General features: G+C 39.9%; 19 protein-coding genes. 10 read left to right on the plus strand and 9 right to left on the minus strand.

Annotation, left to right across the window (positions count from 1 at the left end; translation table 11 throughout):
* Window positions 1–56: 56 nt before the first annotated feature.
* The 7 genes from PLEUR7319_RS0116375 to PLEUR7319_RS0116405 all read right to left on the minus strand — a co-directional run bounded on the left by PLEUR7319_RS0116375 (window position 57) and on the right by PLEUR7319_RS0116405 (window position 7,138).
* A complete protein-coding gene (locus PLEUR7319_RS0116375) occupies window positions 57–1,541 on the minus strand; it encodes a DUF1800 domain-containing protein (RefSeq protein WP_019506303.1) in 1,485 nt (494 codons plus the stop codon).
* Window positions 1,542–1,764: 223 nt separating this feature from the next.
* A complete protein-coding gene (locus PLEUR7319_RS35705) occupies window positions 1,765–2,580 on the minus strand; it encodes a DUF3747 domain-containing protein (protein ID WP_019506304.1) in 816 nt (271 codons plus the stop codon).
* A gap of 169 nt (window positions 2,581–2,749) precedes the next feature.
* Entirely contained in the window at window positions 2,750–3,148 is a 399-nt protein-coding gene (locus PLEUR7319_RS0116385) for a nuclear transport factor 2 family protein (RefSeq protein ID WP_019506305.1), read from the minus strand.
* Between the two features lie 28 nt (window positions 3,149–3,176).
* Complete coding sequence (locus PLEUR7319_RS0116390) at window positions 3,177–4,187, minus strand: zinc-binding dehydrogenase (protein WP_019506306.1); 1,011 nt, start codon at window positions 4,185–4,187, stop codon at window positions 3,177–3,179.
* A gap of 71 nt (window positions 4,188–4,258) precedes the next feature.
* Window positions 4,259–5,056 carry an aspartyl/asparaginyl beta-hydroxylase domain-containing protein gene (locus PLEUR7319_RS0116395; RefSeq protein WP_019506307.1) on the minus strand — a complete coding sequence of 266 codons (798 nt, stop codon included), beginning with the start codon at window positions 5,054–5,056 and terminating at the stop codon, window positions 4,259–4,261.
* Window positions 5,057–5,506: 450 nt separating this feature from the next.
* A complete protein-coding gene (locus tag PLEUR7319_RS0116400; RefSeq protein WP_019506308.1) occupies window positions 5,507–6,838 on the minus strand; it encodes a deoxyguanosinetriphosphate triphosphohydrolase family protein in 1,332 nt (443 codons plus the stop codon).
* 84 nt (window positions 6,839–6,922) lie between these two features.
* The gene (locus PLEUR7319_RS0116405; RefSeq protein ID WP_019506309.1) at window positions 6,923–7,138 is read right to left on the minus strand and encodes a hypothetical protein; all 216 of its coding nucleotides are present in this window, start codon (window positions 7,136–7,138) and stop codon (window positions 6,923–6,925) included.
* A 311-nt stretch (window positions 7,139–7,449) separates the two neighbouring features.
* Between PLEUR7319_RS0116405 and glyS the strand changes: the two genes are divergently transcribed.
* From glyS to PLEUR7319_RS0116430, 5 genes are all read left to right on the plus strand, one after another.
* Window positions 7,450–9,600 carry a glycine--tRNA ligase subunit beta gene (glyS, locus tag PLEUR7319_RS0116410; RefSeq protein ID WP_019506310.1) on the plus strand — a complete coding sequence of 717 codons (2,151 nt, stop codon included), beginning with the start codon at window positions 7,450–7,452 and terminating at the stop codon, window positions 9,598–9,600.
* Window positions 9,601–9,610: 10 nt separating this feature from the next.
* Entirely contained in the window at window positions 9,611–10,807 is a 1,197-nt protein-coding gene (locus tag PLEUR7319_RS0116415) for a glycoside hydrolase family 5 protein (RefSeq protein ID WP_019506311.1), read from the plus strand.
* Window positions 10,808–11,193: 386 nt separating this feature from the next.
* On the plus strand, window positions 11,194–11,976 hold the full coding sequence (yaaA, locus tag PLEUR7319_RS0116420) for a peroxide stress protein YaaA (protein ID WP_019506312.1): 783 nt from the start codon (window positions 11,194–11,196) through the stop codon (window positions 11,974–11,976).
* A 255-nt stretch (window positions 11,977–12,231) separates the two neighbouring features.
* Window positions 12,232–12,414, plus strand: coding sequence for a hypothetical protein (locus PLEUR7319_RS0116425; RefSeq protein ID WP_019506313.1), 183 nt, complete (start codon window positions 12,232–12,234; stop codon window positions 12,412–12,414).
* Between the two features lie 63 nt (window positions 12,415–12,477).
* On the plus strand, window positions 12,478–13,986 hold the full coding sequence (locus tag PLEUR7319_RS0116430) for a UbiD family decarboxylase (protein WP_019506314.1): 1,509 nt from the start codon (window positions 12,478–12,480) through the stop codon (window positions 13,984–13,986).
* A gap of 85 nt (window positions 13,987–14,071) precedes the next feature.
* Here the strand turns inward: PLEUR7319_RS0116430 and PLEUR7319_RS35710 are convergent, their stop codons facing one another.
* Window positions 14,072–14,302 carry a site-specific integrase gene (locus tag PLEUR7319_RS35710; protein ID WP_083892498.1) on the minus strand — a complete coding sequence of 77 codons (231 nt, stop codon included), beginning with the start codon at window positions 14,300–14,302 and terminating at the stop codon, window positions 14,072–14,074.
* Between the two features lie 13 nt (window positions 14,303–14,315).
* Between PLEUR7319_RS35710 and PLEUR7319_RS0116440 the strand changes: the two genes are divergently transcribed.
* A complete protein-coding gene (locus PLEUR7319_RS0116440; protein ID WP_144054326.1) occupies window positions 14,316–14,888 on the plus strand; it encodes a hypothetical protein in 573 nt (190 codons plus the stop codon).
* A 144-nt stretch (window positions 14,889–15,032) separates the two neighbouring features.
* Here the strand turns inward: PLEUR7319_RS0116440 and PLEUR7319_RS0116445 are convergent, their stop codons facing one another.
* Complete coding sequence (locus tag PLEUR7319_RS0116445) at window positions 15,033–16,226, minus strand: RNA-guided endonuclease TnpB family protein (RefSeq protein ID WP_019506317.1); 1,194 nt, start codon at window positions 16,224–16,226, stop codon at window positions 15,033–15,035.
* 156 nt (window positions 16,227–16,382) lie between these two features.
* On the opposite strand from PLEUR7319_RS0116445, the gene PLEUR7319_RS35715 reads away from it, so the two are divergent.
* The 4 genes from PLEUR7319_RS35715 to PLEUR7319_RS0116465 all read left to right on the plus strand — a co-directional run bounded on the left by PLEUR7319_RS35715 (window position 16,383) and on the right by PLEUR7319_RS0116465 (window position 20,388).
* A complete protein-coding gene (locus tag PLEUR7319_RS35715) occupies window positions 16,383–16,829 on the plus strand; it encodes a GNAT family N-acetyltransferase (protein WP_019506318.1) in 447 nt (148 codons plus the stop codon).
* Between the two features lie 14 nt (window positions 16,830–16,843).
* Entirely contained in the window at window positions 16,844–17,293 is a 450-nt protein-coding gene (locus PLEUR7319_RS38260) for a GNAT family N-acetyltransferase (RefSeq protein ID WP_019506319.1), read from the plus strand.
* Window positions 17,294–17,529: 236 nt separating this feature from the next.
* On the plus strand, window positions 17,530–19,242 hold the full coding sequence (locus tag PLEUR7319_RS0116460) for an IS1634 family transposase (RefSeq protein WP_019503630.1): 1,713 nt from the start codon (window positions 17,530–17,532) through the stop codon (window positions 19,240–19,242).
* A gap of 351 nt (window positions 19,243–19,593) precedes the next feature.
* Window positions 19,594–20,388, plus strand: coding sequence for an aminoglycoside N(3)-acetyltransferase (locus PLEUR7319_RS0116465; RefSeq protein WP_019506320.1), 795 nt, complete (start codon window positions 19,594–19,596; stop codon window positions 20,386–20,388).
* Window positions 20,389–20,436: the final 48 nt, after the last annotated feature.

Genomic DNA, 20,436 nt, shown 5'->3' on the forward strand with positions numbered 1-20,436 from the left:
TGTCTAGTAATAAATTTAGGTATCGATTATGTCTTGGTGAACTTAACTTTTTAACTTTAGCGATACATCGCTTCCGGACTACCCAATATTAGAGCTGAACGCAACTTAGGAGGACTTTGAGCAATTACCTGTTTTGTTCGCTGAGAAAGATCGCCAAAATTAGCTTCTAGTTGTTTATATTCAATCAAATAGTCTCGGTTTAAAGCATTATTGGCGATCGCCATAGCCAATCCGATTCTTTGTAGCATAGCTTGAGGATTTAACCAAGCTTCTTGAGTATTTTTATAGCCAGTGGGAGGGACACACATATACATTGGCATTGATAGCTGACTTAACATTCCTCGAATACGTTTAAAATCAGGCTGTTCGATCTCAGCCGTACGAACCAAGGAAACTAAGTATTGATAGGGTGTTTTGAATTTTTGATTGTAATATTCTGGGTTATTAAATTCTTGACTATGAATTAAAGCATCTAAGATAACTTTGATATTGCCATTGCTGTCGAGAAACTTCTCTGTCAACATGTCTACCAGGCTAGATGGAGGTTGATCGGCAACAAAATATTGAGCCAGCTTATAACTGATAAAACCTGCAGTAGCAGGATGAGTTGCCAAAATATCTAGAGCTTGTTTACCTTCTTCGATACCATTAGCAGTAATTTTGTGACCTAAAAATATTTTTTCACCGCGATCGTGGCGATTTTTATCAAAGAAAAATCCATTTTGCTCTCCTCTTTTGCCTTGATAATCTACCCCCCAGCCCGTAAAAATTCTGGCTAAAGTAACAATATCATCCTGAGTATAACCACCATTAACGCCCAATGTATGTAATTCCATTAACTCTCGGGCATAGTTTTCATTTAAACCTTTAAATTGTCCTTTTGCTCCAGGACTATTAGGGGCAGTATTTAAAACATTATCCAGATAGAGCAACATAGCTGGATGCCTTGCCGTTGCTCCTAGTAAGTCTCGAAAATTCCCCAAAGCATTCGCTCGAATCTCATTTTCGTAACTACTCAACCAAAAATTTATGTTCTTTTTAGCAGCAAATACATTAAAGTGATTAAACCAAAAATCCACCATTACTTCTTGTAATTGACGAGAAGAATAGATTGCTCTTACTAATCGAGCATCTGTAGCTTGATCTCTAGCTTTTTTGTTTAACTGTGAAATTTGTTCTTGTACTTTTTCTTTTTGGGCAACAGATGACGAAGAATTACGCAACTTTCTCTTTTCCACCAATTGTTTATGTAATTTAAGTGGATCTTGATTCTTCAAATCCAGTTCAGCCAAAAACTGTTCTACTATGGGAGACTCTGGAATTTGTTGTGGGTTAAGTTGAGACTGAATATATGCCTCAATACTATTAGTTGCGACCTGATGTACTTGTTCTGAAGTAGTTCCAAAACTAAGGCGCTCTAAAATGTTGACTATTTGAGGCTGATACAATTCGCTCTTAGCTTCTGCTTGTTGCGTCCAACCAAACCATAAAATTGAACTACAAATTAAAATTAATATCCCGTATTGCAGTTTCTGCCTCATAACAACAATTTTTGTCGCTCCAACTCTAGATAGTATAGACAAACTAACATAGATTTTAGTTCATTTATTTTTCAATATTGGAGTGTAAAAGACTAGCTTTTAGCTAGAGCAAAGATCTAAAAAAATTTATAGAGTCCAACAAAAATTTTCTGAAAGACAAAAAATGAAGCTTTTAACACAAAAACTTCATCTATCTAGTTAACTATTAGATTAAATTACTAATTTAATTACTAGTATTTGGCGGGGATTGGGGATTAGTAGGAGTAGACGTAAACATATCATTATAAGTGTTATAAACAGCCTGACTTAAAGGAGTCAAAATATTAGTAATTAAACCTTCCACCGAAGTCGTAGGAGTTTGAGCAGGAGTAGGCTGATTAGCAACGGGTTGTTGTGTTGGCACAGGTTGGGTTTGGGGTGTACCTACTTGAACAGGATTGGTTTGGGCTGGAGGGTTCGCAGTGGGTGCGGTAGCCACATTCCCTAATACTTGGGGATTGGGGTTATTACTCATATAAATATGCTGAATTGCACTGCCCTGGTAAAGACGCTTAGTAAACTGCCAATTAGGATCGAGTACAATTTTCATCGGAGCTTCTACTACACCATTTGTACGTCCGATAACTAAATCCGGTCTTTGGGGATCTTGGTGATCGGCTATTAATTCTAATTGTCCATTATTGTTAATTAAATTTAGCGTATATTCTACTTTGTCATCTTTGCCATTAAATCTTAACGAGTAACCGTTTGTATCTACTGCTTTACGACAACTCTTGGTATGGTCAAAATTGAGTAGCAATAAATCTATGGTCGTAGGATTATTACCAGACTCACGCCAACAAGCTTGCTGTCCAGGAACTTGTTCAATAATTGCCAACTTGAATCTTCGGTAATTATAAGGAACTGCAACAGCTACAAATTGACTTTGATCCACAGCAAATTCATCAAATTCAGTAGCGCTAGCTGCTTGAAAAGGAGCGATCGCACTCAAGCTCAGAGATATAGCTGTGAACAGTTTGACAGACTGAGATAGTTTCATAATTTTGATAATTGAGGTGTTTTTTGAAGTTAATATGCGAATATACGTATTACTTTAAACTTTAAAGCAATTCTATAAGACTGAAATAGACTGCACAAAACACTTTAACCAAACTTATCGCAACTTTGAAACAAATTTAGTTTGCAAATTATTTGATTAGGGCGTGTCATCAATTAGATTTACCATCGCTGCCAAAATATTCTCGATAGCCGCAAATTTTGTCTCCTCGTACATCAAAGGAGACGGCGATCCGATTCTTATAGGGTTCTTGCCACATCCTTCCTTCATCTCTGAATTCAAATACAACCGTTGTCTCATTGTGGGTAACGCGATCTAGACTGGTCAATTTAATTGATTGCTCAAAAACTTCCGAGACGTATTGAAAAAAATCTTGAGCTTTTGCTTTGCCCTCATTTAATCCATGATATGGTCCCACTGGAAACCAAAAAGTAAAGTCTTCTGTGAGTAGATCTAGCATAGGATTCCAGTCCCCTGTTGACAAACCATGCTGTAAGTTGGCAAATGCTTGGTGAGCAACCTTTAAAGTATTTTCTGAACTTTCTGTCATTAGTAACTCCTCGACTAGACAGCAAAAACTACTTGTACCTAACTACTACTTTTCCACAATTTTGACCACTGAGTAAGTATTGGACAGCAGTAGGAATAGATTTTATACCATGAAACTGTGTGGGATCGACAGCAACTTGAAGTTTGCCAGAGTAAAACCAATTTAACAGGCGATCGCCTGCTTCGGTCGCATATTCTTGATAGAGAGGCATCAAAAAACCACGGACAGAGGCAGCTTTCCAAAAAATCTGCTGATAAATACGGGGTTGGGTGACTTTTTCCAATTCTTTGCCATATTCAGCAATATAACCAACGATAACTAAACGCCCCTGAATTGCTAAGTTTTCCAGACAGGCATCAAAAACTTGTTTACCTACACAATCAAAAACTAAGTTGATACCTTGAGGATATTCCTGTTTTAGGACTTGATCGAGGCTTTCCTGGCGGTAGTTAATAATGCGATCGCATCCTAATTTTTGCAGCAATTTTTCCTTGGTTTCAGAGCCACAAGTACCAATGACATGATTACCTGCTAACTTTGCCAACTGAACTGCAATATGTCCTGTTCCTCCTGCTGCTGCTGTTACCAGCACAACTTCATCACTGGTCATCTGTCCTACCTGTTCCAGGGCTACTAAAGCTGATATCCCTGTGGGCATTAAGGTTAACACTTCTGGTATTGCCGAACGAACTTTGAAGGCAAGTTGAGCATCGATCGCTTGGTATTCTCGATAACCTCCTCCTCGAATAGTAGTTACCACCGCATCTCCAACTTGAAAATTTTGGACATCCTCTCCCACAGCTACAACTTCCCCTACAGCTTCTACACCTAAATCAAAAGGAGGAGTTAAGTTTACATAGGGAACCTTACCTTGACAGAGTAAGGTGTCAAAACCACTATTGATACCTGCAAATTTATTACGAATGAGGATTTCGTTAGCAGCAGGTTGAACCAGAGGGTTTTCGACTATGGTGACGGCAGATTGAAAATCTTGAGCGAATTGCTGGCAAACTAGCTTTTTGTAGGTTGTGACATTCATTTACTAGACTTTCCTTGCTGCTCTAACTTAAACAATAGCTAAAAGCTAACAGCTTATGGCTAAGAGCTTGTTTAACCTAAAGCTTTATCCCACTCAAGTTGATGAGCTAAACCATACTTAATAAAATCTTCTTGCTTGGCGCGATCGCTTTGACCAAAAACGCCTAAACTGTGAGGATTATCTTGCATTCTTTGGCTGACTTGTTCTGTTTCAAATTGAATTGCTTTCTCCCGTGACCAATCTGGTTTAAAAAAGTCGACAATTAAAACAGTTCTGTCATAGTTGGTGTAATTGTGGGGACAATGAGGATAACTATGATCCAAAATCATAAATTTTCCTTCATGCCAATAGAGCTTGTCATGACAGATTTTCATCGCCACATCTCCTTGGGGGACGATCAACCCTAAATAGCCACGATTCATATGGGGATTATAGTTGACATGAAGCTTAATATCTAAGCCTGGATGAAAAGTACCAAAATAAACGTTTCTGACAATATTGTCTTCGACTGAATTCACCTTGGCGATCGCTTTAGTTAAATTGGGAAAATATTTTTCTCTTAATGCCAAGGCTTTAGCTGCTGCATCATTAGAATTGTAATCTGGATATTTTATTTGATGCAATTGAATATACTTTTCAATCAAGATACCTTGAAATAAAATCCCGAAGGCTGAGTATTTCTTCTTCCCTTTAGTTTTGATGGTTGCACTTTTAGGTCCCAAAACATCGTAGGTGAAGTCTAACTCCTCATCAGATGCATTTTTGAGGAAGCTGGTAAACTCATCTCGAATTTCTTGCCAGTGCTCCTGAAAAGATTGAAGAAAAGGAAATTGCTCTGGGTCTAAATGGTACTCATTAAAATTTTCCATCATCTTGTCTCCCGATCAGACACTTATAAGTCTGATGTGAATTTGCTACGTTCGCATTAAACGGTTTTTAGCTTTTAGCTTTTAGCTTTTAGCCTATTCAGTAAATAGTGCTGGTGATGTTCTTTTGACTTTCTTGTTTCATATATAACTATTGTGTATCAATTTTGATTGCAACTTATACCAAAAGCCTCATGTGAATCAAACTCGCCATTTCAAGTAAAATTAGCTAGCAAAACAGATATTTTAACTAAACTTTAGTTACGAAGGGGCTTGGGGAAGCCGTCACTTCCCCAACTGGCGAGCGACCCCGCGTCGGCGTAAGACGCAAGGGAATGCGCGAGAGTGGGGTCTGGGGGAAAGTTCCCCCAGAAATAAATCTAGTTTTGAAGAATGAATTACTAACAAAATAGTTCATAATAATGCATCATTAATCAACATTAAGCGTACCAATCAATTCCAATTATCCAGGAAAGAGCCTTGACTAATGCCGATCAAACGACGATATTGAACTACAGCTTCAGCTTCACTCAATCCTGAGACAATATCGACTGCCATACGGGTTTTTTCTTGCTCAATCTGAGTTGCGCTAAGAGAATTTTCTTCAATTTCTAAGAATTCTCTGACAAAACGAGCTGGAATAAAACTTAAGTCGCGATCGCGAATGGCTTCGAGATAAATTTCAAATAAGGTTCTAATAATCCTTTTTTGACCGTATCTTTGAGTAGCTAAACGGGGATTAGAAATTACATAAGACCAGACAATCCGCTGAAGAAATTTGAGTTCTTCTTCTCGCTGAAGATTATATTTTAAGTGCCCGCGATCGCCGTATTTGGTGCTTAGCTGTACTGAATGAATATAAGTTTGAATTAATTGCGAACTAATTCGTTTGATTTGAGCTTTTTGTTCAAAAGACCCAGGGGGATATTGTCCTTTGAGGTTGTAAGTAGCATCGAGAAAGTTTTGAAAACGATGGGGATTAGCTTTTACTACTCTTGCTACACGGTTATGGGGAAACTCCCGCAGCCATTGGCTGACAAAGCGATCTAATTCGTCCCAATCCGTTGCCAAAAGCTCTAAGGGAATTAAACCAGCTAAATAAAAATCTTCTAAATCGTGAACACTGTAAGTGATATCGTCAGCAAAATCCATGATGCTAGCTTCGATTGACTGATAAGCATTCGATTCGGGTCGGGCAAAATTAAAAGCTTCCCGATCTGAGTTATAGATAGAATACTTACGATGTTGTTTAGATTTTATGTCTGGCGATCGCAGCCAAGGATATTTCAAAATGGCATTGAGAGTCGCTCTAGTCAAATTTAGACCATAATAATCAATGCGATGAATTGCTAATCGTGTCAAAATACGGAAGGATTGAGCATTACCCTCAAAGCCATCAGCTAAACCCGCTTTCTGAGCGCAAGCATCTAATTCTTCTTCTGCCGTATGACCAAAAGGCGGATGTCCCAAATCATGGGATAGTGCCGCTGCTTCAACTACGTCAGGATCGATTCCGCCGATCGCCTCGGCTACCTTTGGCTGTTCAGCAACCAGTCTTTCAGCTAATCTCCGAGCCACTTGCGCTACTTTGAGAGAATGGGTTAACCGATTATGAAATACATGACCTTCTTGGGCGGTAACTACTTGGGTAATCTGTGCCAAACGTCGAAATGCCGAAGAATAGAGAATGCGATCGCGATCAACCTGAAAAGATTTGCGACTGTCTCCTGGCTTATCGCCTCGATTACCGAAGGGATTATGTTGTCTTTGATCTCTTTCCAACATAAATATTCAACACTAAATATAAAGACGTACTGTCATCTCGATAGTACGCCCTCACAAATTTATTAGCCGTAATTACCTCAAAATTCACATAATTTCTAAATCCCAGGTAGAATTAAACTTGGCTTTGCCTTCTTCAACCAATTGCCAAGCAGCTTCTTTGAGAGTTCGTTGGGACAAGACGGTATCGCCACCTAAGTTAAGCCCTAACTCTTGTAAACTGATTGGGGTTTGATGTTCTCTAAGTTTAGTTAGCAGCAAATGTCTAGTTTGGGCTGCTTGTTCGACAGTAGATCGTTTCATTACAGGTACTAATCAATTATTTAGATATAGAGGCTATATACTATATGTAGCGGTTGAAAGTGTTTTGTTTGCACGTCAAACTCCACCCATAGTGCCGTCTACTATTATGCAGCAAGATCTTCAAATGTGTAGTGAAATTTTGTATAAATTTTAATCATTTCCTAACTTGAAATTAATGAAACTGGTTATTGTAGTTAAATCAAACTACTTCTCTAACCTCAGAAGTAATTTAGTTGCATAATTTGATCCGCACTTGAACGCCGAAAACTGCTATCCTGATTTAACTGTACGGCATTAAGTTAAACTCTTTTATGGCTAATTTTTTATTAGAAGTAGGTACAGAAGAATTACCCGCAGATTTTGTGAGTAGCGCGATCGCACAATGGCAAGCCAAAATCCCTGCTAGCCTGTCCGAGGAGTTTTTGAGTTTTACTAAGATTGAGTATTATGCAACTCCTCGCCGTTTAGCCGTACTGATCAAAAATCTTCCCAGTCAACAAGCAGACCGAGAAGAAGAAGTGAAAGGACCTCCTGTCAAAGCAGCATTTAAAGATGGTGAACCCACTAAAGCAGCAGAGGGTTTTGCCCGTAAGCAAGGGGTAAGTTTAGATGACTTAGAAATTCGCCCGACCCCGAAAGGAGAATTTGTCTTTATCCAAAAACAAATTAAAGGACGCAGTACTCAAGCGATTTTACAAGAGCTTTGTCCCCAATGGATTACTCGCTTAGAAGGGAAACGCTTTATGCGCTGGGGTGATGGTGATTTACGTTTTCCCCGTCCAATTCGTTGGCTGGTGGCATTATGGGAGCGTGAAGTTTTACCCTTAGAGTTGGTTAACGGCTCAGAAACTATTAGTAGCGATCGCTTATCCCGTGGACATCGTGTTTTATATCCCGAGCAGGTCACTATTCCCCACGCTACAGATTACGTGTCAACTCTGCGCACAGCCTACGTAGATGTAGATTCTAGAGTCCGAAAAGAGAAAATACAAGCAGAAATAATTGCCGAAGCCAATAATCTTGCAGGAAAAGCCGAAATATATCCTGATTTGTTGGCAGAAGTTGTTAATTTGGTGGAGTATCCGACGGCAGTAACAGGAAAGTTTGAAGCCGAATTTCTTAAGCTACCAACTGAAGTGATTACTACAGTCATGGTTAGCCATCAACGTTATTTTCCTGTTTATAGACAAGACGGCAAAGACCAGAATACTCTCCTACCTAACTTTATTACTATTTCCAACGGCGACCCCCAGAAAAAAGAACTGATTGCTGAAGGTAACGGGAGAGTGATTCGTGCCAGATTAGCCGATGCTCAATTCTTCTACCATGCTGATTGTGATGAACACTTAGATACTTATCTACCGCAACTGGAAACAGTAACTTTTCAAGAAGATTTAGGTACTATGCGAGATAAGGTAGATCGAATTATCGATACGGCTAAGATTATTGCCGAACAACTTAATACTAATGAAGAACAGCAAAGTGAAATCGAAAGTACCGCTCTCCTTTGCAAAGCGGACTTAGTTACGCAAATGGTCTATGAGTTTCCTGAATTGCAGGGAGTAATGGGAGAAAAATATGCTGTCGTCAGTGGTGAGTCTCCCACGGTAGCCAAAGGTATTTTTGAGCATTATTTACCGAGGGGGGCAGATGATTTGATGCCTACGACCTTAAATGGTCAAGTAGTCGGTTTAGCCGATCGCTTGGATACCTTAATCGGTATTTTTGGTTTAGGCATGATTCCCAGTGGTTCCTCCGATCCTTTTGCTCTACGTCGTGCAGCTAACGGAATCCTAAATATTACTTGGGATGCCAATTTAGAAATTAATTTAAACCAGCTAATTGAACAGGGTGCAGCTGATTTTGTCTCGGCTCATCCTGACCGCCAATCTCCTGTCACCACTTTACAAGAATTCTTCATTCAACGGATTCGCACCCTATTACAGGACGAGAAAAATATTGATTATGATTTGGTCAATGCAATTATTGGCGAAAACGATGCTGAGTATGCTGAGCGAGCTTTAGAAGATTTACTGGATGTACGCGATCGCGCTTTATTTCTGCAAGAAATTCGCGATAATGGTCAGCTAAACGAAATTTATGAAACTATAAATCGTTCTACTCGTTTAGCAGCTAAAGGAGACCTGGATACCCAAACGTTAGACCCCAAAGAAGTGGTTAACCCAAAATTATTCGAGCAGTCTTCGGAACAGGAATTGTATGCAGCATTGTTAGAGTTACTACCGCAAACTGAGGCTTCTCAAGAGCAACGAAATTATCAACTATTAGTAGATAGCCTAGCTAAAATTGCCCCGGCTGTGAGTAACTTTTTTGATGGCGAAAATAGCGTCTTAGTTATGGCGGAGAATCCTGACATCAAGCGCAACCGCTTGAATTTACTGGGTTTACTCCGTAATCATGCCAGGATATTAGCGGATTTTGGGGCGATCGTTAAAGGGTAGTTTAAAAGTTATGCTTCACTTTAATTTCAAAAATCTCAAAAAGCTGAGCTTAATTGCTCTAGCGATCGCTTTATTATCTATATTGTTTTTGACGAAAAGTTCACCTATTGTTAAGTTGATATTTTCTCCAGCAATAGCTCAAAATACCCAATTACTTAACTCTAATCATCAAGATCGTCTACAGCAGCCAACATCATGTGATCTGGTCGGGAATCTACCGTGGCTTCAAGCAGATGGAAAATGGATCAAAGATGAAGCAGGTAATCCCGTGACCTTGAGAGGGATGAGTTTCTGTGGTTTTAATAGTGAATGGGGAGAAAAGGTTTTGCCAGACTTTGCCCAAAAAATCCCTAAAGTAACTAACGGTGTTAAAGGTTGGTATCCTAATTTACTACGTCTACCAATTAAGGATTATCACTTGGATAATTTTAGCTTAGAAGAAGTTTATCAAGCTTTAAAAGCTGGAGTAGAGGAATGTGTTCAACAAAGAGTTTACTGTATTATTGATTGGCATCCAGTAGACGGAGAAGAAGGAGCAGATTGGCGATCGCCAGAAATGGAGCAAAAAACGAAGGCCTTTTGGAATTATATGGCACCTCGATTTAGTAATTACTCCAATGTCATTTTTGAACTCTACAATGAGCCTGGCTATCCTAAACTAGTAACCCCAGAAAATTGGCTTAACTGGCGTGCTAAGGCTCAAAAATGGGTAGATTTAATTCGGGAACAAGCACCGAGAAATATTATTCTGATTAGTTCTCCTCTGTGGGCTCAAATTACCCAATTTGCTCCCCAGTATCCATTTCGCGGCAGCAATCTCGCTTATGTTAATCACACTTATCAAGGAATGAAGGAAAGTTGGCCGAGGGAGATGGGTCAGGATTACGATTGGGAAGAAGTATTCGGTAAAGCAGCTGACAGGGTTCCCATTTTTATTACAGAATTTGGTTGGCAAGCAGATGCGGAATGGGAATTTGGTCGAGCAACAACCGCAGAATTTGGTCAACCAATGAAAGAATTTTTAAGTATGCGTCCTCAGATTAACTGGACAGTTTGGACTTATGACCACTATTGTTCCCCCAGGTTAGCCGATAAAAATGATCGAGTCTTGGGAGGTAAAAAAATGGGTCTTTTTGTTCGTGACTGGCTCCAAGAAGAATGGCATAAACCTACTAATCCAGTTACTGCAGACTGTAACGGTCAATAAAATGCATCAGGCGATCGCTAGATAATTATGTGACATACTCACCGCCCTAAAAGGTACGGTGATTCTAGGAACAAAGATCCTCTTAAGAACTGTGCTTTACCTTAAAAAGCTTTAAGCTCTAAGCCTTAAGCTTTAAGCTCTAAAGTTTACGCTTGGTAAACGGCTAACAGCTTATAGCTATCGGGTTTAATGCCCCCAGCAAACGAAGTTTGGTGGTCTACAATTAGGAGAGGTTAAAGCCTCTTCTAATTGGCTTACAGCTTACAGCTTACAGCTTATAGCTGCGGCTCTGCCGCTTTACGCTTGCTTTGGTAAAATTGAAATCTTAATTCCGAATTATGATCAAATTTTAAACAGTATTACCATTTGTATCCTCTACAAAGCTTGTGCTTATATTAATTTCTCCAGCAAAAACCCTCGACTTTGAAAGTTCACCCAGTATTGACCACTTTACTCAACCAGATTTTTTATCAGAAACTACAACTTTAGTCGAGCAACTACGTCAGTTATCGGCAACCGAAATTTCCTCTCTGATGAAAATTAGTGACAAACTAGGAGAACTTAATGCATCCCGATATCAGACTTGGCAACCATCTTTTGATAATACTAATGCTAAACAAGCTTTACTAGCCTTTAAGGGGGATGTCTATCAAGGATTGGATGTTGATAGTTTTGAACCGCAAGACTTTGATTTTGCTCAAGACCATTTAAGAATTTTATCGGGGTTATATGGTTTGCTTAAACCTTTGGACTTAATTCAACCCTATCGCTTAGAAATGGGTACCAAATTAGCTCATTCTAAACTGAAAGACTTAGCAGCTAATAACCTCTATGATTATTGGCAGGACAAATTAACTCAAGCCATCAATCTGCAATTAGAACAGCTCCAGAGTAAAACTATAGTCAATTTAGCTTCTAATGAATATTTCAAAGCTGTAAAACCCAAATTACTTCAAGGAAATATTATTACTCCTATCTTCAAAGATTGGAAAAACGGCAAGTATAAGATTATTAGTTTTTATGCCAAAAAAGCACGGGGTATGATGGCAGCCCATATCATCAAAAATCAGCTCCAAAATATTCAAGGTATCAAGAATTTTTGTGATTCTGGCTATGCTTATGACGCAGCATCATCTGACGAGCATAATTTTATTTTTATCCGCCAATAATTGATTTAGTATCAAAATTATCAATCAGCAAAAGTAAATTTGGTTTTACTTTATGATTTATGACTCGATTTACTAGATTATACTTAGTGGTATCTAAGCCAATTAAAAATTATTTAGCTCATTTTAAACATTTATTATCTCCAAAAAAGTTTAATTTGTCTTTTATATCAGCCATTATGCCGAGGAAATGTTATCTATGAAAGATGCATAATTTCAAGCGTCCCTATCTATAAATAATATTTACTAAATATTTTTATGAGCAGTCAAAATAATGCAAATCAGGTGCTTCAATTTCTTTGTCAGCCTCAGGGTGGTAGAAATTATCTGCTTAATGCTTTAAATTCAGACTCTGAACAAGCTTTTATGGAGGCGTTACACAATATTATTGATGCTATGAGTCAGGAGATGACCGCTAATTCTCTTTTGGTTCATAAATAGATTGTTGATTGCTCCCCAACTCTTCTAGACTAGATAATATATTATCGCTTTATATTTCTTAATATGGCTAGAGACTTACGGGGATTTATCAAACTTTTAGAAACCAAAGGTCAACTAAGGCGTATCTCAGCATTAGTAGATCCAGATTTAGAGATTGCCGAGATTTCTAATCGGATGTTGCAGGCAGGAGGTCCTGGACTATTATTCGAAAACGTTAAGGGTTCGCCATTTCCTGTAGCGGTCAACTTGATGGGAACGGTAGAGCGTATCTGTTGGTCCATGAATATGGAAATCCCAGAAGAATTGGAAACTCTGGGATCTAAGCTAGCTATGTTGCAGCAGCCTAAACCACCGAAAAAAATTTCCCAAGCTGTTGATTTTGGTAAAGTGCTGTTTGATGTCCTCAAGGCTAAACCCGGACGAGATTTCTTTCCTCCCTGTCATCAGGTAGTACTGGAAGGAGAAGAGGTCGATCTAAATAAAGTCCCGATGATTCGACCTTATTCTGGGGATGCGGGCAAAATCATCACTTTGGGTTTGGTAATTACTAAAGACGTAGAAACGGGTACACCCAATGTTGGAGTATATCGTCTACAGCTACAGTCTAAAAATACCATGACCGTCCACTGGCTTTCCGTTCGTGGTGGTGCGAGACATTTGCGAAAAGCAGCGGAAGCAGGTAAAAAATTGGAAATTGCGATCGCCCTAGGAGTCGATCCGCTGATTATCATGGCAGCAGCTACGCCCATTCCCGTAGATTTATCAGAGTGGTTATTTGCTGGTTTATATGGTGGTAGTGGAGTCAAGCTCGCTAAATGTAAAACTGTTAATTTAGAAGTTCCTGCCGATTCAGAATTTGTCCTCGAAGGTACCATCACCCCAGGAGAAATGCTACCTGATGGACCTTTTGGCGATCACATGGGTTATTACGGTGGCGTGGAAGATTCTCCCTTAGTTCGTTTCCATTGCATGACCCATCGTCAAGATCCTATTTATTTAACTACCTTTAGCGGTCGTCCTCCCAAAGAAGAGGCTATGATGGCGATCGCCCTGAATCGAATTTATACGCCGATATTGAGACAGCAAGTCTCGGAAATTGTTGATTTCTTCCTTCCTATGGAAGCTTTGAGTTATAAGGCGGCGATTATTTCCATCGATAAAGCTTATCCAGGTCAAGCTCGAAGAGCGGCTCTCGCTTTTTGGAGCGCCTTACCGCAATTTACCTACACTAAGTTTGTGATTGTGGTAGACAAAGATATCAATATTCGCGATCCCCGTCAGGTAGTCTGGGCAATCAGTTCCAAAGTAGATCCTTCTCGCGATGTCTTCATTTTGCCTGATACTCCCTTTGATACTCTGGATTTTGCTAGCGAGAAAATTGGCTTGGGTGGACGCATGGGTATAGATGCCACCACTAAAATCCCCCCGGAAACCGATCACGAATGGGGGGAACCTTTAGAATCTGATGCAGATGTAGCAGCAATGGTTAGCAGACGTTGGAGAGAATATGGTTTAGGGGATATTGATTTAACTGAAGTAGATGCTAATTTGTTTGGCTATGACATGAAATAGTAAAGAACGCCGGATAGTGCAAATGTAGTTCAAAATATATTGCGATCGCAAAGCCGCCAAAATGGCGAACCTGTGTTGTAAGGTATTAATAATACGATGCATTTAAAGCTTGATTTTGGCTAGATGCAGCTACATTTGTTTCTAATGCTAAATAATTGAGAAATTCTTCAATTTCTTTTCCACCCATTTCATTGGGATGCTTCTTATCATGGAATATGATATGGCGTTTAATCCAGTTAACGGAGTTTTTTTCGGTTGATTCTAGTGTTTTCCTATAAGAGCGAGCATGAAAATACATGAAAATACCAAGCTTCATCACTCATTACCATATGGAAGATCGTCAACCATTCCTGACTTTATCTGAGCTAGAAAATGGTAAAGATAGTCCTATATTTCAAGAGCTAAGAGATCGATATAAAAATAATGCTGGTTATCAGAGAAGATATGGAAATTATTATATTGGCACTAGAAAAAAAATTGAGAATAATTTGCGCCGTCTTTTCATAGAGCGGGGTGGAAATCCGCTCAGGAAATATCCATTTTATTTCGTCCTTGGATCATCAACCTGGTTTAAACACCTCATTGAAAATCAAATAGAAGTTAGAATACCAATTTGCGATTTGAATTCAGCAACAACATCTTTTACTTTTCCAGACAGTTATATTGCATTAACCAACAATAAAAAGCCTTACCACGGGAAGATATTTCTGCTTCACGAACTTAAAAGTTTTATTGACAAGTATGGGATGCCTGGTGATGATGACTCTCGAAATTATGAACACTACTGGGAAGGGGATTTTGAAAAGTACATCGAGTTTCAGATTTGGGAGAATAACATAGTTGAGCCTTTTATAGATAAATATTTCAGAGCTAATGACGACAAGAGAATTCGACCCAAATAACACTGCCTTGCAACGGCAAAATACAAAAACTAGTATAAAGTCAAGTTTATCATTCGCTGCTTAACTAATTCGTTGAATTCTATACTCATATATTGACATCCTCCCGCCGCTAAATCAGAGATTATAGCGGGGGATTCCTAAGACTCACGACTTAGGTTTCTGTTTCCTTCCCCTACGGGTTTTTCGCAACTGCCCTTTAACATTATGGTTATCAGGTCTTATGTCCGCTCCACAGACAATCACCGCAAGCCCTGCGGCGAGTATATTTTTCCCAGCGTTGATGTCTCTATCGATACCTGTAGTTCCACAACTGGGACAATCCCAGGTACGAACATCAAGAGGCATTTTGTCAGCGACAAACCCGCAATGGTTGCATCGTTTGCTGCTGGGGAAAAACCGATCAATTTTGACCAGCTTCCGCCCGTACCATTCGCATTTGTATTCAAGTTGACGAAACATTTCACCCCAAGCAGCATCGCTAATGCTGCGAGCCAGCTTGTGATTTTTGACCATGTTTCTAACTGCCAAATCCTCAATAGCAATTACGCTATTTTCTTGAACCAAGCCAGTAGTCAACTTGTGCAGGAAATCGGTACGAGCATCTTTAATTTGGGCGTGTATTTTAGCTACCTCAAGTCGCGCTTTATATCGGTTAAGAGAGCCTTTGGTTTTCCGACTCAATTCCTTTTGCGCACATGCAAGCTTTTGATACAGCCGATTAAAATGCTTTGGATTGGCTATCTTTTCGCCATCACTAGTAGTTATCAGTCTGGAGATACCCGCATCAATACCAACTTTTTTCTTAGTTGGTGGCAAGGTTTCAATCGTGTAGTCATCTACCAACATCGAGACAAACCAGCGACCACTAGGATCAAGTTTGACTGTCACAGTAGATGGTTCGCATCCATCTGGCAAAAGTCTAGACCAAACTATATTCAACGGCTCCTTACACTTAGCAAGCCAAAGAGAACCATTGCGATAGTTAAACGCCGACTTAGTAAATTCTGCCGAACCACCATAGCGTTTAGCTTTAAACCTTGGATACTTGGCACATTTTCCCCAAAAGTTGGCAAACGCTTTTTGCAGATGTCTCAAGCATTGCTGCAAAGGTACACAGCTAACCTCATTAAGAAAATCCAAGTCCTCAAGCTTTTTCCACCCAGTAAGAAGACTAGAAGTTTCTTTATAGCTGATCCTCTCTTGTCTTTCATACCAAGCGATTGTTCGAGTAGCCAAAGCCTTGTTATATACCAAGCGCACACACCCCATTGTCCGCCGCAAGAGATTCTCTTGCTCGGCAGTGGGGAAAAATCTGTATTTGTAAGCACGTTCGGTCATGCTTCACATTATACAATATCAAATGTAAAAAATCTAATTGGAGGCGCGCATTCCAAAGGCGGAAACGGTCGGGTTCCCCGACCATGTTCCACGCCGTCCCACCGCTAAGCCCTACATCCTTGGGGCTATAGCGGGGGTATCCTGCGCGAAGATTTGATGATTGAAGTCCGCCACTGCAAACTTCAAGATTTAGCTGCACTCAGAGAAATATACCTGTTAGCTCGCAGAGATACATTTTCGTGGTTAGATACCTCCGGCTATAAACTCTTAGACTTCGATAAACATACTGAAGGAGAAAGTATCTTTGTCGCTTCAGACCAAAACATTTTAGTTGGCTTTGCCTCGGTGTGGTTACAAAAGAACTTTATCCATCTCCTTTATGTTCATCCCAGACGTTTACGGGAAGGAATCGGTCATCAGCTATTGACTACTTGTTTGGATGTCATGGATAGACCCGCTAAGTTAAAGTGTCTTACCAGAAACCAAAATGCGGTGGATTTTTATTTGGCGATAGGTTGGCAAATTACTGAAACAGCAGTAGGCGAAGATGGTGAGTATTTTCTAATGTCTTTAGAAAAAAATTTAACTAAACGCTGCAAGTAACGCTAAATGGAAATATGAAACTACGGAAGCTTTCAGATAGTGATTTTGAGTTTTTATTGAGGTTGCTTACTGATAGTGAGGTAAGAGAGTATTTGGGTGGTGCAGTACCTTTCAATGAAGCTAAAAAAAGAGTTTCTACTCTTTTGAATCAGAAACCCAAAAGTTACTGGGTTATTGAGGTCAAGGACAGTCCAATTGGAACGGTCGTTTTCGGAGAACATGTGGATTCAGGAGAGGTAGAGTTATCCTACCAATTACTTCCTGAATACGTAGGTCAGGGATTAGCATTTAAAGCGGTGCAAGAAGCACTGAGAAACAATGGAAGTTCATTAGTGGTTGCTGAAACACAAGTAAAAAATTTTAAATCTAGAAAGCTATTGGCAAGGCTTGGTTTTAAAGAAATAAAAAGACTGGAAAGATTTGGCGAAGTCCAAGCGTATTATGAACTCCGTACTAAGCAATAGAAGCTAATTCTCAAATTCTGAATAGTTTCTAGCTTCACTGTTTATTGAGCATAAACTTGGTAACATTCTCACAGCAAAAGATTAATAGGAGTTGCGATCGCCAAGCTTTCAAATTTTTGTTGCAACCTAGCAATATTACGACTCACGGTTCGCTTAAATCAAAGATGGCTAGAAAAATAAAACAGCTCAACTGTATGCTGAGAAAGAAGTTGAAAGAATAGAGAGACCAACCCGTCTTGAAAGGAACTAACTCAGAAAGAGCAGATGATCTTCCTCTAATTATTCATTGGCTAAAGCAAATGGAAATAGCATCAATAATTGATCGAGAGCTACCTGTTCCTCATGGGAATCGAAAAGGATTAAGCTACGGTCAATTATCAGTCCTATTTCTAAGTTATGTAGTGAGCCAATCAGACCATCGATTATGTGCCGTAGAACCATGGGTAGAAAAACATCGGCAAACCTTAGAAATAGCAACAGGATGGAACATTGGGGGCAAAGATGCCACAGATGACCGACTAGCTGACTTATTAAGTGTCATCGGTTCATCGGAAAATCAAGGGCGAGAGAAAGTAGCAATTCAATTGGGACAAAGCACAATACGAGCTTATGAATTACCAACGGACAAAGCCAGAAGCGATACCACAAGTTTTAGTGTCTATCATCAGCCCACAAAAGAAACAGAAGGAACTAACTTGCTGAATTTTGGTTATAGTAAAGACCGCCGCCCTGATTTGGTTCAATATCGTCAAATGTTAGCTACTCTCGACCCCATGGGAATGCCTCTATTGGGAGCTACATTATCAGGAAATGGAACAGATGAATCTCATTATCTACCAACATGGCAACAATTGGTGGAGATTATTGGTCACAAAGATTTCTTGTTTCTCGCCGATTCTAAAGGCTCTACTTGGAATAATCGGGGGAAAATTAATCAACAAGGAGGAATTTACTGTTTTCCGCTAGCGATGCATCAGCCTCGTCCCAAACTGTTATCGCAATGGGTGGCTAATCCACCAACAGCAGTGCAAGAAATTTGTCTCAACTCCGAAGCCGAGTCAGAATCTCCCATTGGTAAGGGTTTTGAAGTTCCGTTGGGCAGTCTCTGGTATGAAAAAGAACATCAAAAGTGGCATCGTTGGTCAGAACGATGGTTAGTGGTTTGTTCTTATGCTTTACAACAGCGTCAACTTAAAAGCTTGTCAGCTCGTCTGAGTAAAGCGGAACTTGCCCTAGAAAAACTCGCTAAAAAACCACCACAAGATGAGGTAGCTCTACAAACCAAAGTGGAGACTATTCTGAAACGTTATCGAGTTACGGGGCAGATCTTAACTGCGATTGAGAAGAAAATTGGCTATCAAAAAGTTTATCAAGGTGCTGGTCGAGGAAGTAAGAATCGTCCCTCTCGTCGTGTTCGTCAAACTACTCTTTCCTTGACTTATCAACGTTGTGAGACCGCTATCACCCATCAACAATCCATCGCTGGTTGGAGATTGTATGTAACTAATGCTAATTCACAGCGTCTTTCTCTTGAGCAAGCTGTTAACTCTTATCGGGAGCAATGGCAACCTGAAAGAGGTTTTCATCGTTTTAAACGAGGTCGTCTTCCCGCTTTACCCATCTATTTTCAAGATGAAGAACGGATTCGAGGGCTGATGTTTTTACTAACGATCGCCCTGACTCTGTTTACCTTGATGGAATTTGTGGTTCGTCGCCAACTAGCGGTGACAAAGCAATCACTTCCTGGACTTTATTCAGGCAATCCCAAGCGCACTACTTTTCGTCCCACTGCTGAACAATTGCTAGCTGCTTTTGGCGATCTAACTTTGTATCTTTATCCTGATGGCTCTACTGAAATTAGTTCTCTTAATTCTCTTCAAAGACAGATTTTAAATCTGATGAAGATTCCTGAATCGATTTACATTCTTCCCCAGCTAGTTCCTGATTGACTCCAATCCAGCAAATAATTGCTGTGACTTGATTCTATCCTCTTTATTTGATTCAATGCATTTTATTTAAGCGAACCGTGAGTTACGACTCACTAAATAAAAATAATGCTTCAGACGAATAACATCGCTTACTTGTTCAAGGAGTTTTTTAGGCGGGTTTCCCACGGAATGATATCCTGAAAAATTCTTGATATTATACTTATTTGGCATGATATCCAGAAATTTTATTGATATAAACGACGAATATACCGAAATTTTATAACATGCTACAAAGGGTGGATATCCAGAAAGCTTCCGCATAATAAATAGTTATAGCTCTCATGCTTATTTGCGCGAAAATTAATACTTAGAATGGATTATCCAAAGCAACCATTGCCATTTACACAGCGATCATTAAAAGATGACTTAACCTCTTGTGGAATCACAGAGGGAGCGAACCTTATCATTCACTGCTCGCTCAAAAGTATTGGCTATGTAGTGGGTGGCGTGGAGGCGTTACTGTATGCCCTACTTGACGTTATTGGTGACAGCGGTACGCTCGTTGTCCCTACTCAATCTTGGAAAAATCTTGACCCTTGTACAGGTGTTCATGGTGTCCCAAAGGCATGGTGGGATGTCATTCGAGAAAACTATCCTGCGTACAACAGAGATGTAACACCCTCTCTCAATATGGGCGCACTTGCCGAACTGATTCGCACACATCCCAAGGCAAAACGCAGCCAACATCCCGCCCGTTCCTTTGCTGCTGTAGGTGCCAATGCAGAGGCAATCATTGCTGACCATCTTTTAGAGTCACCTACGGGAGAACAGTCACCTCTTTCAAAACTGTATGAGCTTGACGGTCAAGTGTTTCTTTTAGGAGTAGGGCATGATAAGAGTACATCACTGCACCTTGCCGAAGATCGTGCTTCCTATGACAACAAAAGTTACATCACTGAAAGTAGTGCAATTATGAAAGACGGGCAGCGGCATTGGGTTTCCTACCATATCCTAGAACCTATTTCGGATGATTTTAATGAAGTAGGGATGGCTTTTGAGGCGCAGAACAAGGTGCGCTTTGGTAAGGTTGGCAATGCTGAGACACGATTGATGTCGCAAAGAGAGCTTGTGGATTTTGCAAGTGTCTGGATGTCTGCACACCGTTAGTCGCCATAACTACACGCTGCAGAGGATGCTACCTTTTTGTGCACTTTG

The sequence above is a fragment of the Pleurocapsa sp. PCC 7319 genome (assembly GCF_000332195.1).
GTDB lineage: Bacteria > Cyanobacteriota > Cyanobacteriia > Cyanobacteriales > Xenococcaceae > Waterburya.

Coding starts and splice junctions, on each gene's coding strand:
- PLEUR7319_RS0116375 (WP_019506303.1), bottom strand. CDS start 1,541: ATGAGGCAGAAACTGCAATACGGGATATTAATTTTAATTTGTAGTTCA.
- PLEUR7319_RS35705 (WP_019506304.1), bottom strand. CDS start 2,580: ATGAAACTATCTCAGTCTGTCAAACTGTTCACAGCTATATCTCTGAGC.
- PLEUR7319_RS0116385 (WP_019506305.1), bottom strand. CDS start 3,148: ATGACAGAAAGTTCAGAAAATACTTTAAAGGTTGCTCACCAAGCATTT.
- PLEUR7319_RS0116390 (WP_019506306.1), bottom strand. CDS start 4,187: ATGAATGTCACAACCTACAAAAAGCTAGTTTGCCAGCAATTCGCTCAA.
- PLEUR7319_RS0116395 (WP_019506307.1), bottom strand. CDS start 5,056: ATGGAAAATTTTAATGAGTACCATTTAGACCCAGAGCAATTTCCTTTT.
- PLEUR7319_RS0116400 (WP_019506308.1), bottom strand. CDS start 6,838: ATGTTGGAAAGAGATCAAAGACAACATAATCCCTTCGGTAATCGAGGC.
- PLEUR7319_RS0116405 (WP_019506309.1), bottom strand. CDS start 7,138: ATGAAACGATCTACTGTCGAACAAGCAGCCCAAACTAGACATTTGCTG.
- glyS (WP_019506310.1), top strand. CDS start 7,450: ATGGCTAATTTTTTATTAGAAGTAGGTACAGAAGAATTACCCGCAGAT.
- PLEUR7319_RS0116415 (WP_019506311.1), top strand. CDS start 9,611: ATGCTTCACTTTAATTTCAAAAATCTCAAAAAGCTGAGCTTAATTGCT.
- PLEUR7319_RS0116425 (WP_019506313.1), top strand. CDS start 12,232: ATGAGCAGTCAAAATAATGCAAATCAGGTGCTTCAATTTCTTTGTCAG.
- PLEUR7319_RS0116430 (WP_019506314.1), top strand. CDS start 12,478: ATGGCTAGAGACTTACGGGGATTTATCAAACTTTTAGAAACCAAAGGT.
- PLEUR7319_RS35710 (WP_083892498.1), bottom strand. CDS start 14,302: ATGAAGCTTGGTATTTTCATGTATTTTCATGCTCGCTCTTATAGGAAA.
- PLEUR7319_RS0116440 (WP_144054326.1), top strand. CDS start 14,316: ATGGAAGATCGTCAACCATTCCTGACTTTATCTGAGCTAGAAAATGGT.
- PLEUR7319_RS0116445 (WP_019506317.1), bottom strand. CDS start 16,226: ATGACCGAACGTGCTTACAAATACAGATTTTTCCCCACTGCCGAGCAA.
- PLEUR7319_RS35715 (WP_019506318.1), top strand. CDS start 16,383: ATGATTGAAGTCCGCCACTGCAAACTTCAAGATTTAGCTGCACTCAGA.
- PLEUR7319_RS38260 (WP_019506319.1), top strand. CDS start 16,844: ATGAAACTACGGAAGCTTTCAGATAGTGATTTTGAGTTTTTATTGAGG.
- PLEUR7319_RS0116465 (WP_019506320.1), top strand. CDS start 19,594: ATGGATTATCCAAAGCAACCATTGCCATTTACACAGCGATCATTAAAA.